We start from the raw sequence: 14,472 nt of genomic DNA on the forward strand, positions 1-14,472 counted from the left end.
CCCCGGCTTGGCTGCGGCCGCTGGCGTCGCCGGGTTGCTGCCGCTCGTCGACCGACGGACCGCTGCGATCCGCTGGCTTCGGCTGCCGATGCAGGTCGAGCAGGCGGGCGAGCGGCGCGAGGGCGGCGGCGATCGCCTCGTCGCTGCCGACGGCTTGCGCGCCGCGGACGGCAACCGCCGCGCGCAGCAGGTCGGCGCGGCCGGCGAAACCGCGACTGCTCATTCAGCCATTCTCCGCCGGCGCCTCGGCAAGGCCGTCGATCGGCGCCCGCGTCTGCGACACGCCGGATTGGCCGGCAACGACGCCCTGCTTCAGATAGCCGTACGCCGAGAGGCGACCAAGCCACTGCCGCTGCGCGCCCGTCTGGCCCGGAAAGAGTTCGTGCAAGGCGTAGAGCAGGTCGAGGTATTCGGCGAGGCCGGGCGGCGGCAGGTTGAGGTTGCTCACCTGCTGCCGGTCGCTGACCAGTTGGTCGGCGGCCTGCTCGAGGATCACCGCCGCGATCAGCTCGGCGCGCGGCGGGCTGGGGGTGGACGGGTCCGCGGGCAATTCCGCGAAATGCGCCGCGCCGCGCCTGACGAGCCAGTCGCGGTAGCTCATTCCAGGGTCCGGCTGCTGCGTCAGGACGATGCAGCGGCGCAGGAAGGCTGCCGGCAGTTCGCGTTCCTCGTTGGTAGTGATGACGATCAACGGCGGTTGCGCATTCGGCCCACCGATCGGCTGTGGCAGCGGCTCGACGCGGAAGCTGCGCTGCGCGAGGACTTCGAGCAGGCTGTTCGGCAGGTCGCTGTCGGCCTTGTCGATCTCGTCGATCAGGACGACGTGCCCGGCCGGCGCCGCCGGATCGATGCCGCGCTCGCCGTCGGCCAGGAAGTCCTGTGCCGACTCCCAGCCGAAGGCCTTCCACAGCACGCCGGGCCGCCAGTAGCGCTTCAGGTCCTTCAGCTTCTCCTCGGCGGCCGCGCCGGCCTGCGCGTCGGCGAGCCGGCGGACGGCGTCGAAACGCGCCAGCAGCTCGGGCGGCTCGAAGCGCGGATGGATCGTTTCGGCGTGCAGGCGCCAGCCAAGCGCGTCGGCCGCGGCGCGCGCGAGCTGCGTCTTGCCGGTGCCGGGCTCGCCGCGCACGAGCAGCGGCCGGCGCGCCGCGTAGGCCAGCGTCAGCGCGTCGATCTCGGCCGCCGACCACTGGTGCCAGGCGCGCGCCTGGCCGGGGGATTCGCCGAGTTCCTGGACCGCGCCCGGCTGCAGGGCGGCGAAGGGAGAATTGGGGGTGGCGGGTGCGGTCATCGGTTTGCCTGTCTGTCAGTTGAAGAGCGCGAGAAAAGCGGGCCAGGACTGCTTGAGACCGGCCCAGACGGGGGCGAGCCGGTCGACGCTGCCCTGGTCATCGGTCAAGTCCCCGGCGCCCGATCTGGCGGCGACTGCGGCTGCAGGATCGGCTCGAAGGTCTCGCGCAGATCCGACTCGATCGTCTTCAGCCAGTCTGGGAGCGCGCCGTTGGGCGGCTGCCTGAAGAAACTCCGGACGCCGAAATCGCCACGCAGATACGCCTGCAGTTCGGCGCGCCGTTCGCCGCTCGCGAGGCGTCCGGTGGCGTTGCTGCTGACGACGAGCGCGGTTCCCAGATCCTCCTCGAGTTCGCGGATCAGCTCGCGCAGATAGCCGGGGCTGAGCTTCCGGTCGACGTCGACCGAACGACGCTGTATCGTCGCCCACAATTCGCTGCGCGAAAGCGCCAGGCCTTCTTCATCGCGCACTCCGGGTTCCGGAACCGGATGGACGAGGGGAAAGACGTTGTCCGGTTCGTCTCTGCCGGGAGAAAAGCACAGTCCGAACCCCAGGCGTGTCGCTGCCTCGATTGTCGCAACCAGCCGATCCCGGCTGAGCATCGGATCGTGATCGCTGCGCGCCTGCGCCTCGGCCTTGCACGGCGCTTCGAAGTGGCGTTCGGCAGCTACCAGCGCGATGCGGACGATGGCGCTGCAGACGATTCCGTCGGCCGGCGAGCTGTTCGCCCAGGCACGCAATCCGCGGTCGAGAAAGAAGCGGCGCGTCGCCACCAGCAACCGCTCGACGGGCGCCGTTCGCGCGAGATCGAAGACCGCCTCCGGACTCGGCGAAGCGGCAATTCCCGCCAGCAGTCTCGCACGCGTGAAGCTCTGCTGCGTGCGCAACGTCGGCCAGTTCTGCTGCAGGTAGTTCCAGAGCAGCTTCTGCAACTCGGTCGCCGGTGGAGCGGCGTCGGACTGCGGTGCCTGCGGCGATGATCCATCGACGCCAGGTCCGGCGGCCCCCTGACCAGGCTGCCGCTGCAGCGCCCTGAGAACCTTCACCTTCAGATCGTCGGCGCTGCTGAACAGCGCAGCCCGCGGGATGGCGCTCGCCCCGGACGACAGGCGTGCGCGAAAGGCTTTGATCAGCGCCGGATCATTCTCGTTCGTGTACAGATCGGTCCGGGAGGCCGGGATGGCATCGACTTCCCTGACGAAGACGAAGCAAGACAGACCCGCCGCCAGCGCGGCGTCGAATTCGAGTTCGGTGATCGACCTGCCCTGCCCCGGCGGAACGAATCCATAGCGCAGGCCGACGATGCCGATGTAGATCGCGCACGTGGCGACGTCGGCGACGCAGCTTTGCCAGAGTGGTCGCGGATCGGCCTCGTAGCTCTCGACGACCGTGTACTGGCCACTGAGGACCTCCTTGACCGCCCGCCGCTCCTCCTCCAGGTCGGACAGGGTCGAAGACAGATAGAGTCGCATGCCTTGCTGCTCCGGTTGCAAGCGTCCCGCGCACCCACCCCCGGGGTGCGCACGATCAGGCTGGCTTCCTTCGAGGTCACAACTCGTCGATGCGGGAGCGATGCCGCCGCTGGCTCGCGCACCCGACACGTGAGTCCGGGCAGACCAGCGACCCGCTTCGCCACCCCGAAAAGCACTCGCTGCGCGGATCGGCCGGCAGCGGATCCGGTCGCGACAACCATGTCCAATCATACCGTGGAGGTGGAGTGAAAGACATCGAAGGAGCGGACTTTGCGTTGTCCGGGCGGTCCCAGTAGCGCACCTTGACCAGTGTCGAGCGCCGGTTAAAGAGACGAAGAGTTGTCCGCTCACGGGGTCCTCGCGCAGCGCGTGGCGCGTCAGCGCAATCAGCCCGTCGAAGGATTGACGCATGTCGACCGGGCAACCATAGACCTGCACGCGAATTCGCGCTTCCGGGAAGAACATCAGCCGCGAACGAGGAACAGCTGCAGACCTCCGCCGAGGTCGAGGGTCAGTTCAAGACGCGCAGCCGACGGGTGCTCGCGGCGCAGCACGCCGACATCGAGGAAGGCTGCCGGCGCCGCCCGGGCGGGTTTGCTGCTGCCGCCGGCCTGCAGGCGGCTCCGCCAGCGATGGAAGCTGGTATCGCTGATTCCTTCGCGCGCAGAATTCAGCGACGCTCAAACCGCTGCCGTCAAAGCGCGACAGCAAGACCCGCCACTGCTCCGCGCCACGCTTCACCCGCAACCTCCTGGTCGTCTTCTCCATGCCTGACCTCATTCCGTGATCCAAGGAAGGGATTCTCGTCACGACGACGAGCGCGGGGAAGAACGCCGGCTGTTTATCGGTTACGCCTGCACGGTGGCCAGCGGCGCGAACGCTCTCTGCCACGCATCGCGCATCGCCGATCGCCACGCCCGTGGTCGGCGGCGGCGAGACCCCGACCGTGCCGCGAGCCGCGCGCGCGACGCGCACCATCCTGACTGGCGGCAACGGCACAGCGAGCCGGCGCCGCCGGCGGCGAATGCTACTCCGTGCAGGCCCTGTCGCATCGCTTGAAGACCAAATCGGGACGAACCCGCGGTACCTTGCGCACGCAGTCGGGCGAGCCCGTCTTCGGCATCATCAAATGAACTCCCGCAAGGAATTCGGCAGCGGCGTCGCCGTCAGCAGCAGCCTGTGCTTGCCGGCCAACGCCAGTCTGGGTGCGCCGGCGATGACATTCGACGGCTCATGGCCATTGCGCAGGCGGTGCGCTCATCGATCGCCATCAGGTCCCGCGGCACGGCCTGCACGCGCCGGCCCTGCTCCTGGCGAACTGCTGGGAACAGATGACGATTTCGGGCACCTCGAAGGGGCGGCACCGGCCTTGCCGGCTCGCGGCGTGATACGGCTTGGCTTCAGGAATCCGGCAGGGCAGGAGGAATCTTTCGGTCAGCCCCTGGCACCACTGCTGGCGCCGGTTGGAGGGCGCCATGACCGGTATGCTGCGCCCGCGCTCCGCCCGCTTCCGGGAAAGCACCAGAATCACTGGCTGGTCAGCCCCAAGGGGCAGGACCAGCCGGCCCGGTGGCGCCCCTCAGCCGGCTTTGCCTGTGTCGTCACCCGCGGTCGATACGGGCAGAGCGGCTGTGTCGAGCCCGGAAGCGCCCTCCGGCACAGCCTTGGCAGAGAGGTCGCGCAGCCGCTTCTCCTCCTGCTTCCGCTTCTTCTCCAGCTCTCGCTGGCGCTTTTCGAACTGATAGTTTGGTTTCACCAAGGCAGGAAATCCGACGACGGCAGAGAAGTATATGGGCCGCGATGCATGGCGGTCAAGCTGCGATCCGGTTGGGAGAAGATCAGGAAGAGCAGAGGAAGGCCCGCTCAGACCCGTTCCGTTGCTTGGCAGTCGACGGCCAACCGATGCCGGCATCTGTTGCCAGGCGTCCGTGACGCCTGCGTCGATGTTCACCGCTGGTGCGCAACAGGGGATCCTGCCCCAGCCTGCCGGCGCAGCGCCTTGATCCACGCCTTCTGGCAGCAGGCCTGCTGTCGGCTTTCGAGATGTTCGCGGATCGTCTGGCGGGCGTCCGCGAAGGTCAGCCGTCGTTCCTTGTGGATGGCATCGCAGCGGACCAGATGGTAGCCGAGTTCGCTTTCGATCACCTCGGAGAGCCCCCCCTCAGCGAGCGCAAAGGCCACCGCATCGAGTTCTGGATAGAGTTGCCCACGCGGCACGCTGCCGAGCAGGCCACCACGCACCGCACTGGGGCATTCGGAATGCTTCAGTGCCTGCTCGGCGAAGCGCTGCGGCTCGCTGACGAGCCGCGTGCGAATGGCATCGATGCGGGCGCGCGCGTCGTGCCGCCCGCTGCCCGCCAGGTCCTCGTTGATGGTTACCAGCAAGTGTCGCAGCAGGCGTGTTTCGCCCTGGCGGAAGCGATGCTGGTTGAGGTGCCAGTAGATCTCGACGTCGGTATCGCTGATCGGTTCCGACCTCGCCGCGACTTCCTCCAGCACCGCCTCGACCACCAGGTCGCACGCCACCGCCTGGCGCAACGACGGCACATCGAGGCCGAGGCGCCCGAGTTCGGCTTGAAACTCGTCATCGTCGGCGTAGCGACGACGGATCGCCAGCAGGCTGGCGTCGATCGAGGCCGCCGGCAGCAGCACGCTGGCCGCTTCCGGGGTCCCCAGGATCAGCGTCTCGATCTCCTGCAGCCGGGCGGCGACATGGCTGACCCGGCGCCGTTCGGCCGCGGTGAGAGACTCCAGCGGCCTGCCGAACAACTGCGCGGCAAGTTTGATCGCATGGTAGATGCCACCCGCCTCAGTCATCGTCTGACCGCCGCCATGCACCGAGCGCCGCCTCGGGCACCCACAGGGCGACACCCGCGAAGCAGTCGAAGTGCGTCCGGTAGACGACGCCCTGGGTCGCGGATCTTTCGAGATTCAGGATCTCGCCGCGACTGCCACCCGGGACGCGAACCTTCCCGTCAACGGCCAGGGGGCGCAGCGCGCGCACCCGCTGGCGAACCTCGAAACGACTCTCGATCCATGCCTCGTTGACGCCGAGCAGTTCGTCCTCGCGACAGCCAACCAGGCGCCCCTCGTCGAGGAAATGCACGGCGTAGATGATCTGGTTCTGGAGAAAGGTGCCGACCCCGCGTACATGACCGATGCGCCCGCGTCGCACCAGCAGCCCGCCAGTCGGCACACCGGGAAAGGTTCCGTCGTTGCGCACGTTGCGCGTCAGTCGTACCGCATCGCCATGATCCCAGCGCGGCAACACGGGTTCAGTCCGTCAGCGAGGAGAGGGGAACGAAGGACGACCCCTCGGCCCTCTGGAAGACGGCGAAGACCTTTTCGGCCTGCGCGCTGGAGGCGACGAAGTCGGCGTAGGCGCGCGCCAACCAGTGACGGTAGGCGAGGTAGTCGGGCGTCCTGCCGGCTTCCTGCCTGGCCAGATAGTCGTGAAAGCGTTGCAGGATGTGCAGGCGATTGACCTGCACCACCGGCACGGAGAAGTCGATGCCGAAGTACTCAAGGAATTCCTCCGCCGAACTCAGCTCGGCGAGTTCGTCCGCAAAGGTGTCGCTGGCGCAGGTCATGGCTTTCTCCTCTTTTCAGTCCAAGGGTTCGGTGAGCGGTGCGTACTGGCGATCAATGATCTCGAGCAGCGGCCGGGCGCCGAGGGCATCGCGCTGGTCAACGCAGGCAATCGTCCGCAGGCGGCAGCAAGCCTCGCCGATTTGCCCGAGGCGCAAGAGGATCACCGCCGATCCCTTGAGCGCCAGCAGATGGAAACGCAGCATGCCCATCGAGCGCATTGCCGCCTCGCCGAGCGTGCGTGGCCCAAGGTTGCGCCAGCCCCCGGCCAGTTGCAGGCGGCGGCCGCTGACTTCCAGCGCCCGCTCGGCGACGAGCAGGGCATCGTCGAGGCGATGCTGATAGAAATAGTAACGGTACAGCGCGACCAACACCGAGAGCTGCTCCGGCGCCAGAAAATAGGCAAAGAGCAGCCGGTGCTCGGCCACCGGCTGGCCGTAGTCACGCGCCGCGGCGTCGATCTGGGCCGCGACGCGCGGCGGACAGGGCTCGTCGAAATAGAGGACGTCGTCACCAGGTTCGAGGAGTTCGAGTCGGGCAGCCATTGCCATCTTCCTTGATCATCGGTTCACGAGCGCAGCAGGGCCAGGAGATCGGCCGTCGACGGCGCCTGCTTCCTTTCGGCGACGAAGCCGCGCAGCCGCTGCAGGAACGCCCGTGCGGAGGCATCCGACAGCTCATGACCGAGGCCCGCCATGACCTGCTGCACGGCGCGCGCTCCGGAATGCTTGCCGAGAACCACGCGATGACGCCGACCGACGAGACGCGGATCGAAACCCTGATAATTGGCCGGATCCTTCAGCAAGCCGTCGACATGGATTCCGGCCTCGTGGGTGAAGGCGCCTTCGCCGACGACGCTCTTGTGCCAGCACAGGGGGCGCCCGGAGGCGACGGCGACCCGCTGCGAGATCGCGGGCAGGCCGGCGAGATCGATCCCGGCGTCGATTCCCTGGCACAGATGCAGCCCCAGTACGACCTCCTCCAGCGGCGCGTTGCCGCAGCGTTCGCCAAGCCCGTTGACGGTCGTGTTGAGGTGTGTTGCGCCGGCACGGGCGGCTGCCAGCGTGTTGGCCGTGGCCATCCCGAGGTCGTCGTGGGCGTGCATCTCGATTTCGAGGTCGCATCGCGAGCGCAGGTGGCGAATGCGCTCGAAGGTGGCGAACGGATCGAGCACGCCCAGCGTGTCGGCAAAGCGGATGCGCTGCGCACCGGCGGCTTGCGCCGCCTCGGCGATCGCCACCAGCAGATCCGGATCGCCCCGCGAGGCGTCCTCGGCGCCGATGCCGACGGCGAAACCGAGGTCACGCGCCAGTTGCACGTGCACACCGATCTGCGTCAGCAGCCACTGGCGATGACGACGCAATTTTGCCTGCAGATGCTGATCCGAGGCGGGGACGGAGATGTCGATCGAGTGCGCACCGAGATTCGCCGCCAGCACGATGTCGGCACGATCCATCCGCGACCACACCATCAGGCGCGCCTTCAGTCGCAGTGCGGCGACCGCCCGGATGCTCTCGCGTTCGGCCTCGCCCATCGCCGGAATGCCGATTTCCAGCTCGGGAACGCCGACAGCGTCCAGGCGGCGCGCGATGTCGATCTTTTCGTCGGGACTGAAGGCGACACCTGCCGACTGCTCCCCGTCACGCAGGGTGGTGTCGTTGATGACGATAGCGATCGCGGGTTGGTGGTTCATGGCAAGCATCAACCTGCAATTCCAGTGCCAGCAATCAAGCCATTGCAAATCAGTGTGTTACAGATTGTGATCGGAGAATTGTCGGGTTTGCGACGCAATTGTCGGCCTGCTGCACGGCGGTGCGCACGGCGCCTGCCGCGCACTCAGCCGACCAGCGCCACCGCCTTGACCTGAGCCCATACCTGCTGCCCCGGTGCGAGTTCGAGGCGCGAGGCCGAGTGCCGGGTCAGGCGTGCCAGCATCGGCGTCTCGCCGACGCGCAACTGCAGCAGCGCGACCGCTGGGTGGTCTTCAGCAACATGGCTGACCACCGTCGCCGGCAGCAGGTTCATGATGCTGGTGTCGTCGTGACGGCTGCGCGCGATGCTCACGTCGCGCGCCAGGATGCGCAGGCGCACGCGTCGCCCGACAGCGGCACCGCCGTCGCGCACCCAGACTTCGCCGCCAGCGAAGACAATCCGGGCGAGATGCCACTCGGCGTCCCGTTCGACCACCGTGCCGGAGAAGACGACACCGGCATCGTCGCCGAGGCGCAACGGTGGGTCGACGCGTGCCAGGACCTCGGCCACCGGGCCCTGCGTGACGGCGCGGCCGTCGTCGACGACGACGATATGGTCGGCGAGTCGCGCCACCTCGTCGGGGGCGTGACTCACGTAGAGGACGGGAATCTCCATTTCGTCGCGCAATTGCTCGAGGTACGGCAGGATCTCCTGCTTGCGCGCATGGTCGAGCGCCGCCAGCGGCTCGTCCATCAGCAGCAGGCGTGGACTGGTGGCGAGCGCCCGTGCAATCGCCACGCGCTGGCGCTCGCCACCCGACAGGCGATCACACCGCCTTGCGAGCAGGTGGCCGATGCCGAGCAACTCGACGGCCCGTTCGAGCGACACGCGGCGCTGCTGCTCGGCGATCCGGCGGCGCCCGAAGTCGAGATTGGCGGCGACGTCGAGATGCGGGAACAATCGCGCCTCCTGGAAGACGTAGCCAAGCGGGCGGCGATGCACGGGCAGCCGGCGCGTGCCGTCCTGCCAGGTTTCGCCATTGACCGCCAAGAAGCCGGCGGCGGCCTTTTCGAGTCCAGCGATGCAGCGCAACAGCGTGGTCTTGCCCGATCCGGAACGTCCGAAGAAGGCGGTGATGCCCTGTCCCGGCAGGTCGAGATCGACGTCCAGGGTGAAAGCCGGGTAAGGCAGGTGGAAGCGCGCCCGGATGCTCAACGGATCCGCTCCGGTTTCAGCGCGTTGAGCAGCAGCAGGACGGTGAACGAGAAAGCCAGCATGCCGGCAGCCAGCCGATGCGCGGCCTCGTACTCAAGCGCCTCGACATGATTGTAGATGGCCATCGACAGCACCTGCGTCTTGCCCGGGATGTTGCCGCCGATCATCAGGACCACGCCGAACTCGCCCACCGTGTGCGCGAAGCCGAGGATTGCCGCGGTCATGAAACCCGGCCGGGCGAGCGGCAACACCACCGCGAAGAAGCTATCCCAGGGATTGGCACGCAGCGTCGCCGCCGCCTCCAGCGGCTGCTCGCCGATGGCCTCGAAGGCCTGCAGCAGCGGCTGCACGACGAACGGCAGCGAGTAGATTACCGAGGCGACGACGAGGCCAGCGAAGGTGAAGGGCAGCGGTTGCAGCCCGCCCGCCGCCAGCAGGCGGCCGAGCATTCCATCCGGCCCCATCAGCACCAGCAGGTAGAAGCCGAGAACCGTTGGCGGCAGCACCAGTGGCAGCGTGACCAGGGCACCGATCAGGCCTTTCGCCCAGTGCCGCGTGCGCGCCAGCCACCAGGCCAGCGGCGTGCCGAGCAGGAGCAGCACGGCGGTGGCCGTCCCGGCCAGCTTGAGCGTCAGCCAGACCGCAGCGAGTTCGGCGGGGTTCAGCATGGTCCTCGAAGCGCCGCGGCGTCGCGCCGCGACAGGAACAGCGGCGCGGTGGTCACCACGAGACGGGCTGCGGCCGCGGCTCCGGTGATGCTCACAGTTCGTAACCGTGCGACCTGATGATCGACCGGGCCTTGTCGCTGCGCAGGTAGTTCAGTAGCTCTGCCGGACCCGGGCTGCCTTTCCCCCTGGTTAGCAATAGCGCATCCTGGCGGATCGGCTCATGAAGCTTTGACGGTATGATCCAGCCCGACCCTGCAGCGATGCGGCCCTCCCGGTATACCTGCGAGAGGGCGACGAAACCGAGTTCGGCGTTGCCGGAGGCAACGAACTGGTAGGTTTGGGCAAGGTTCTCGGCCGTGACGAGTTTCGACTGCAGCCTGTCGAGCAGGCCGAGTGCCTGCAGCGCCTGGATGCCGGCGGCACCGTAGGGCGCGAGCCTGGGATTGGGCAGGGCCAGGTGCTGGAAACCGTTCCTTCCCAGCACTGCACCCTGGTCGTCGACGAAGCCCTCCTTCCGGCTCCACAGCACGAGTTTGCCGACGGCGTAGGTGAAGCGACTGCCGGCAACGCCGTCGCCTTCCTTCTCCAGACGCGCCGGGGTTTCGTCATCAGCCGCGAGCAGCACTTCGAAGGGTGCGCCGGCCTTGATCTGGGCGTAGAACTTGCCGGTGGAGCCGAACGACGCAACGATGGCGTGACCGCTGTCCTTTTCGAATTCGGCCGCGATCTTCCGCATCGGCGCGGCGAAGTTTGCCGCGACGGCGACGCTGACCTCGTCCGAACGGACCGATGCCGCGGTCAATAGGACGACGGCGAGAGAAAGCTGACGGAGCATGCGAAGTCCTCGTGCCAAGACCGAAGCGGGCAGGATGCCGTGCTCGGTACCGAATGCAAGCAAGAAGGAAGCCAGCATCACCCTGAGCCTTCCTCGGGCCCGAAGCAGAGCACGCGGTCGCAGCACTCGGCACAATGCGGCGCCTTGCAGATCGGCACGCCAGCTCGCTCGCAGAGCTGCCGGTAGAAGAACTTCTTCCACTTCATGTCGCCAATGTTCTTCGCCGCCAGGACGGGGAAGTTGTCGCGCAGCAGTTGCGAAAGCGCCCGGCGGTCGGGCAGGCCCATGTCCTGCCAGAGATGGTTCTCGCCCATTGCCGCCATCGCGACGGCATGACACAGGCAGATGCCCGACTCGTCGGGCAGCGCCAGGTGTTCGAGCAACAGGTCGAGGAGATCGGCAAACTCGTCGCCGCCAGCGTCGGGAGCACTCACCCCGGGTGCCGCCGCGAACCGCTTGCCGGGGAAAAGGTCCGCCAGGACCGCTTGCAGACGATCGTCCGGGAAGCCGCGGATCAACGGCTGGCGGTCCGCCTTCAGCGATTGACCGACGACGCCACGCAAGGCGAGTGCGCGCAGTTCCTCGCCGCGACACAGGCATGGCAGCTTGTCGGTCGGGTTGAGCATGCAGGGCTCCCAGGTGGCGGACCAGCGAGTTGAAGCAGGATTCACGCCAAGCTGCGGGACAGTCGCAGCGGATCCCGGGCACTCACGGGCGCTGGCCTGCCGCGCTCGTTCCTTGACCGGCCGCAGGGGCTCAGCCGCGTCGATCGACGCGACAATGTCGCGAACCCGACAATACCCGGCCAAGGGACAAGGATGCGGAATCAGGCGTTTAGCGGTGGCACGGCACTTGCGTCATGAGCGGGGACAGAGGAATGACGCCATGAAGACAGCCGAAATTGCCCAACTGCTGAGCGAGCCGGCCTGTGCGCACAACAGGAACCAAAAATCGGGCTGCGCGCGCACCAAGCCGGGCGCGACCGCAGGCGGCTGCTCGTTCGACGGCGCGCAGATCGCGCTGCTGCCGATTGCCGACGTCGCCCACATCGTGCACGGGCCGATCGGCTGCTCTGGCGCCTCCTGGGACAACCGCGGCGCGCGCTCGTCCGGCCCGACGCTCTACCGTATCGGCATGACCACCGACCTCACCGAACAGGACGTCATCATGGGCCGTGGCGAGAAGCGCCTGTTCCTGGCCATCAAGCAGGCGATCGACGACTACGCGCCACAGGCCGTCTTCGTCTACTCCACCTGCGTTCCGGCGCTGATCGGTGACGATCTCGAGGCAGTCGCCAGGGCGGCCAGCGCGCGCTGGGGTGTGCCGGTGGTACCGGTCGACTGCGCCGGCTTCTACGGCACCAAGAATCTCGGCAATCGCATTGCCGGCGAAGCCATGTTCAAGTACGTGATCGGCACTCGCGAGCCGGCACCGGTCGCGGCGTCGGCGCAGCGGCCCGGCATTCGGGTGCACGATGTGAACCTCATCGGCGAATACAACATCGCCGGCGAGTTCTGGCACGTCGCGCCGCTGTTCGACGAACTGGGCCTGCGCATTCTGTGCACGCTCTCGGGCGACGCACGCTTCTATGAGGTGCAGACCATGCATCGTGCAGAGGCGTCGATGGTGGTCTGCGCCAAGGCGCTGCTCAATGTCGCGCGCAAACTCGAAAGCGACTTCGGCGTGCCCTTCTTCGAGGGCAGCTTCTACGGCATCAGCGATACCTCGCAGGCCTTCCGCGACTTCGCCCGCGTGCTCGGCGACGGCGATCTGACGGCGCGCACCGAGGCGATGATCGCCCGCGAGGAGCGCTCCGCTCGCGCCGCCCTCGAACCCTGGCAAGCGCGGCTCGCCGGCAAGCGAGTACTGCTCTACACCGGCGGCGTCAAGAGCTGGTCGGTGGTGTCGGCGTTGCAGGACCTCGGCATGACCGTGGTTGCCACCGGCACCAACAAATCGACCGAGGAGGACAAGGCGCGCATCCGCGAGATCATGGGCGAGGCGACGCAGATGATCACCGACGGCAGCCCGAAGGCACTGCTGCAGGCCTACAAGGACCATCAGGCGGACATCCTGATCGCCGGCGGGCGCAACCTGTACACCGCCCTGAAGGCCCGCATCCCCTTCCTCGACATCAATCAGGAAAGGGAATTCGGCTACGCTGGCTATGGCGGAATGCTGGAACTGGTGCGCCAGCTCGCGCTGACGCTGGAGTCGCCGGTGTGGCGAAAGGTACGGGCGCCGGCGCCGTGGCACGCCACGGCGGCCGCGAGCGACGCGCTGGCGGATGCCGGAGCGCCCGATGCCTGAAATCCTCAAGCGCGCCAAGCCACTGGCGGTGAATCCGCTCAAGGCCGGGCAGCCGATCGGCGCCGCCCTGGCCTTCCTCGGGCTGCGGCGGGCGATTCCGATGCTGCACGGCTCGCAGGGCTGTACGGCTTTCGGCAAGGTGTTCCTGGTACGCCATTTCCGCGAACCGATCCCGTTGCAGACGACGGCGATGGATCAGGTGTCGACCATCATGAGCGCCGACGAGAACGTCATCGAGGGCCTGCGCGTGCTCTGCGAGAAGAGTCGGCCGGAGATCATCGGCCTGCCGACGACCGGTCTCTCGGAGACGCAGGGCTGCGACGTGGCACGCCTGGTGCGCGAGTTCCGCCGCCGGCATCCGGAGTTTGCGAGCACCGCCGTGGTACCGGTGAACACGCCGGACTACCGTGGCTGCCTCGAGTCCGGCTTTGCCCTCGCCGTCGAGGCGATCATCGACACGCTGCTTCCCGCCGGCCCCGGGCCAGCACTGGCTGCGGGCGACAGCAGGCAGGTCAACGTCCTCGCGTCGTCGATGCTGACGCCGGGCGACGTCGAAGCGATCAAGGAATGGATCGAGGCCTTCGGTCTGCAGCCGGTGTTCCTGCCCGACCTCGGCGATTCACTCGACGGTCATCTGATCGATCAGGACAGTACGCCGCTGACGCTGGGCGGGACGCCGAAAGCCGCCATCGCGACGCTCGGTGGAGCTGCCGCCACCGTCGTCATTGGTCGTTCGCTGCACAAGGCGGCCGACCTGCTGCGCGCCCGCAGTGGCGTACCGGATTGCCGTTTCGATCATCTGCTCGGGCTCGACGCCTGCGATGCCTTCACCCTGGCACTTTCTGAAATCTCGGGCCAGCCGGTCCCTCCGGTGATCGAGCGCCAACGCGCGCAACTGCAGGACGCGATGGTCGACACCCATTTCATGACCGGCTTCCTGCGCATCGGCATCGCCGCTGACCCCGATCTGCTGCTGGCGCTGGCGCAGTTTCTCGCTGGCGTCGGCGGTGAGATCGTCGCCGCTGTCGCGTCCACGCATGCCGACGTACTCGCCGATCTGCCGGCAGCCTGCGTGCGCATCGGCGATCTCGAGGACCTGGAACATGCCGCACGGGCGCAGCGCGCCCAGCTCGTCGTCGCCAACTCGCACGCCGCGCCCGGCGCGCAACGCCTGCAGGTACCTCTGTTGCGCGCCGGCTTCCCCCAGTATGACTGGGTCGGTGGCCATGCACGGGCGTGGGTCGGCTATCGCGGCGCCCGGCAGGCCCTGTTCGATATCGCCAACCTCGTCCGCGAGAACCACCATGAGCTTCCGGTCCACCGATCGATCTACCGTGTCGGCGACGTCGACGCGCTGGCGCGGGCGCCGTCTGGCGCTGGCCTCGTCCACCACTAGCGAGACGC

The 14,472-nt window shown here is 67.6% G+C and carries 14 protein-coding genes; 2 read left to right on the forward strand and 12 right to left on the reverse strand.

All coding sequences use genetic code 11. The annotated features are described in order from the left end of the window. Positions 1-223 precede the first annotated feature (223 nt). The 12 genes from HT579_16615 to HT579_16670 form a co-directional block, all read right to left on the reverse strand. On the reverse strand, positions 224-1,288 hold the full coding sequence (locus HT579_16615) for a MoxR family ATPase (GenBank protein ID QKS30394.1): 1,065 nt from the start codon (positions 1,286-1,288) through the stop codon (positions 224-226). Positions 1,289-1,392: 104 nt separating this feature from the next. Next, positions 1,393-2,760, reverse strand: coding sequence for a DUF4062 domain-containing protein (locus HT579_16620; protein QKS30395.1), 1,368 nt, complete (start codon positions 2,758-2,760; stop codon positions 1,393-1,395). 1,579 nt (positions 2,761-4,339) lie between these two features. Continuing rightward, entirely contained in the window at positions 4,340-4,519 is a 180-nt protein-coding gene (locus tag HT579_16625) for a hypothetical protein (GenBank protein QKS31680.1), read from the reverse strand. A gap of 188 nt (positions 4,520-4,707) precedes the next feature. Next, positions 4,708-5,577: a nitrogen fixation protein NifM gene (gene nifM / locus HT579_16630; GenBank protein QKS30396.1), complete on the reverse strand. Its 870-nt coding sequence runs from the start codon at positions 5,575-5,577 to the stop codon at positions 4,708-4,710. Beyond that, positions 5,570-6,031 (reverse strand): nitrogen fixation protein NifZ, encoded by a 462-nt coding sequence (locus tag HT579_16635; GenBank protein QKS30397.1) that lies wholly within the window; start codon positions 6,029-6,031, stop codon positions 5,570-5,572. Before HT579_16635 ends, nifM begins: the two co-directional genes overlap by 8 nt. A gap of 4 nt (positions 6,032-6,035) precedes the next feature. After that, entirely contained in the window at positions 6,036-6,350 is a 315-nt protein-coding gene (locus tag HT579_16640) for a nitrogenase-stabilizing/protective protein NifW (GenBank protein ID QKS30398.1), read from the reverse strand. A gap of 15 nt (positions 6,351-6,365) precedes the next feature. Then, complete coding sequence (locus tag HT579_16645; protein ID QKS30399.1) at positions 6,366-6,893, reverse strand: hypothetical protein; 528 nt, start codon at positions 6,891-6,893, stop codon at positions 6,366-6,368. Between the two features lie 23 nt (positions 6,894-6,916). Continuing rightward, the gene (nifV, locus tag HT579_16650; GenBank protein QKS30400.1) at positions 6,917-8,041 is read right to left on the reverse strand and encodes a homocitrate synthase; all 1,125 of its coding nucleotides are present in this window, start codon (positions 8,039-8,041) and stop codon (positions 6,917-6,919) included. A 143-nt stretch (positions 8,042-8,184) separates the two neighbouring features. Next, on the reverse strand, positions 8,185-9,255 hold the full coding sequence (gene modC / locus HT579_16655) for a molybdenum ABC transporter ATP-binding protein (GenBank protein ID QKS30401.1): 1,071 nt from the start codon (positions 9,253-9,255) through the stop codon (positions 8,185-8,187). After that, complete coding sequence (modB, locus tag HT579_16660; GenBank protein ID QKS30402.1) at positions 9,252-9,923, reverse strand: molybdate ABC transporter permease subunit; 672 nt, start codon at positions 9,921-9,923, stop codon at positions 9,252-9,254. The genes modC and modB overlap by 4 nt, the downstream gene beginning before the upstream one ends. Before the next feature lie 91 nt (positions 9,924-10,014). Then, on the reverse strand, positions 10,015-10,758 hold the full coding sequence (gene modA, locus HT579_16665) for a molybdate ABC transporter substrate-binding protein (GenBank protein QKS30403.1): 744 nt from the start codon (positions 10,756-10,758) through the stop codon (positions 10,015-10,017). 77 nt (positions 10,759-10,835) lie between these two features. Then, positions 10,836-11,384: a nitrogen fixation protein NifQ gene (locus HT579_16670; GenBank protein QKS30404.1), complete on the reverse strand. Its 549-nt coding sequence runs from the start codon at positions 11,382-11,384 to the stop codon at positions 10,836-10,838. A 259-nt stretch (positions 11,385-11,643) separates the two neighbouring features. Between HT579_16670 and nifE the strand changes: the two genes are divergently transcribed. Then, on the forward strand, positions 11,644-13,068 hold the full coding sequence (nifE, locus tag HT579_16675) for a nitrogenase iron-molybdenum cofactor biosynthesis protein NifE (GenBank protein ID QKS30405.1): 1,425 nt from the start codon (positions 11,644-11,646) through the stop codon (positions 13,066-13,068). After that, a complete protein-coding gene (gene nifN, locus HT579_16680) occupies positions 13,061-14,464 on the forward strand; it encodes a nitrogenase iron-molybdenum cofactor biosynthesis protein NifN (GenBank protein ID QKS30406.1) in 1,404 nt (467 codons plus the stop codon). The genes nifE and nifN overlap by 8 nt, the downstream gene beginning before the upstream one ends. The last annotated feature ends 8 nt before the right edge of the window (positions 14,465-14,472 follow it).

Origin of the sequence: Candidatus Accumulibacter similis, assembly GCA_013347225.1 — a bacterium.
GTDB classification, from domain to species: domain Bacteria; phylum Pseudomonadota; class Gammaproteobacteria; order Burkholderiales; family Rhodocyclaceae; genus Accumulibacter; species Accumulibacter similis.

Excerpts from the sequence above, each read along its gene's own strand:
- HT579_16615 (QKS30394.1), bottom strand. The coding sequence starts at position 1,288 with ATGACCGCACCCGCCACCCCCAATTCTCCCTTCGCCGCCCTGCAGCCG.
- HT579_16620 (QKS30395.1), bottom strand. The coding sequence starts at position 2,760 with ATGCGACTCTATCTGTCTTCGACCCTGTCCGACCTGGAGGAGGAGCGG.
- nifM (QKS30396.1), bottom strand. The coding sequence starts at position 5,577 with ATGACTGAGGCGGGTGGCATCTACCATGCGATCAAACTTGCCGCGCAG.
- HT579_16640 (QKS30398.1), bottom strand. The coding sequence starts at position 6,350 with ATGACCTGCGCCAGCGACACCTTTGCGGACGAACTCGCCGAGCTGAGT.
- HT579_16645 (QKS30399.1), bottom strand. The coding sequence starts at position 6,893 with ATGGCTGCCCGACTCGAACTCCTCGAACCTGGTGACGACGTCCTCTAT.
- nifV (QKS30400.1), bottom strand. The coding sequence starts at position 8,041 with ATGAACCACCAACCCGCGATCGCTATCGTCATCAACGACACCACCCTG.
- modB (QKS30402.1), bottom strand. The coding sequence starts at position 9,923 with ATGCTGAACCCCGCCGAACTCGCTGCGGTCTGGCTGACGCTCAAGCTG.
- modA (QKS30403.1), bottom strand. The coding sequence starts at position 10,758 with ATGCTCCGTCAGCTTTCTCTCGCCGTCGTCCTATTGACCGCGGCATCG.
- HT579_16670 (QKS30404.1), bottom strand. The coding sequence starts at position 11,384 with ATGCTCAACCCGACCGACAAGCTGCCATGCCTGTGTCGCGGCGAGGAA.
- nifE (QKS30405.1), top strand. The coding sequence starts at position 11,644 with ATGAAGACAGCCGAAATTGCCCAACTGCTGAGCGAGCCGGCCTGTGCG.
- nifN (QKS30406.1), top strand. The coding sequence starts at position 13,061 with ATGCCTGAAATCCTCAAGCGCGCCAAGCCACTGGCGGTGAATCCGCTC.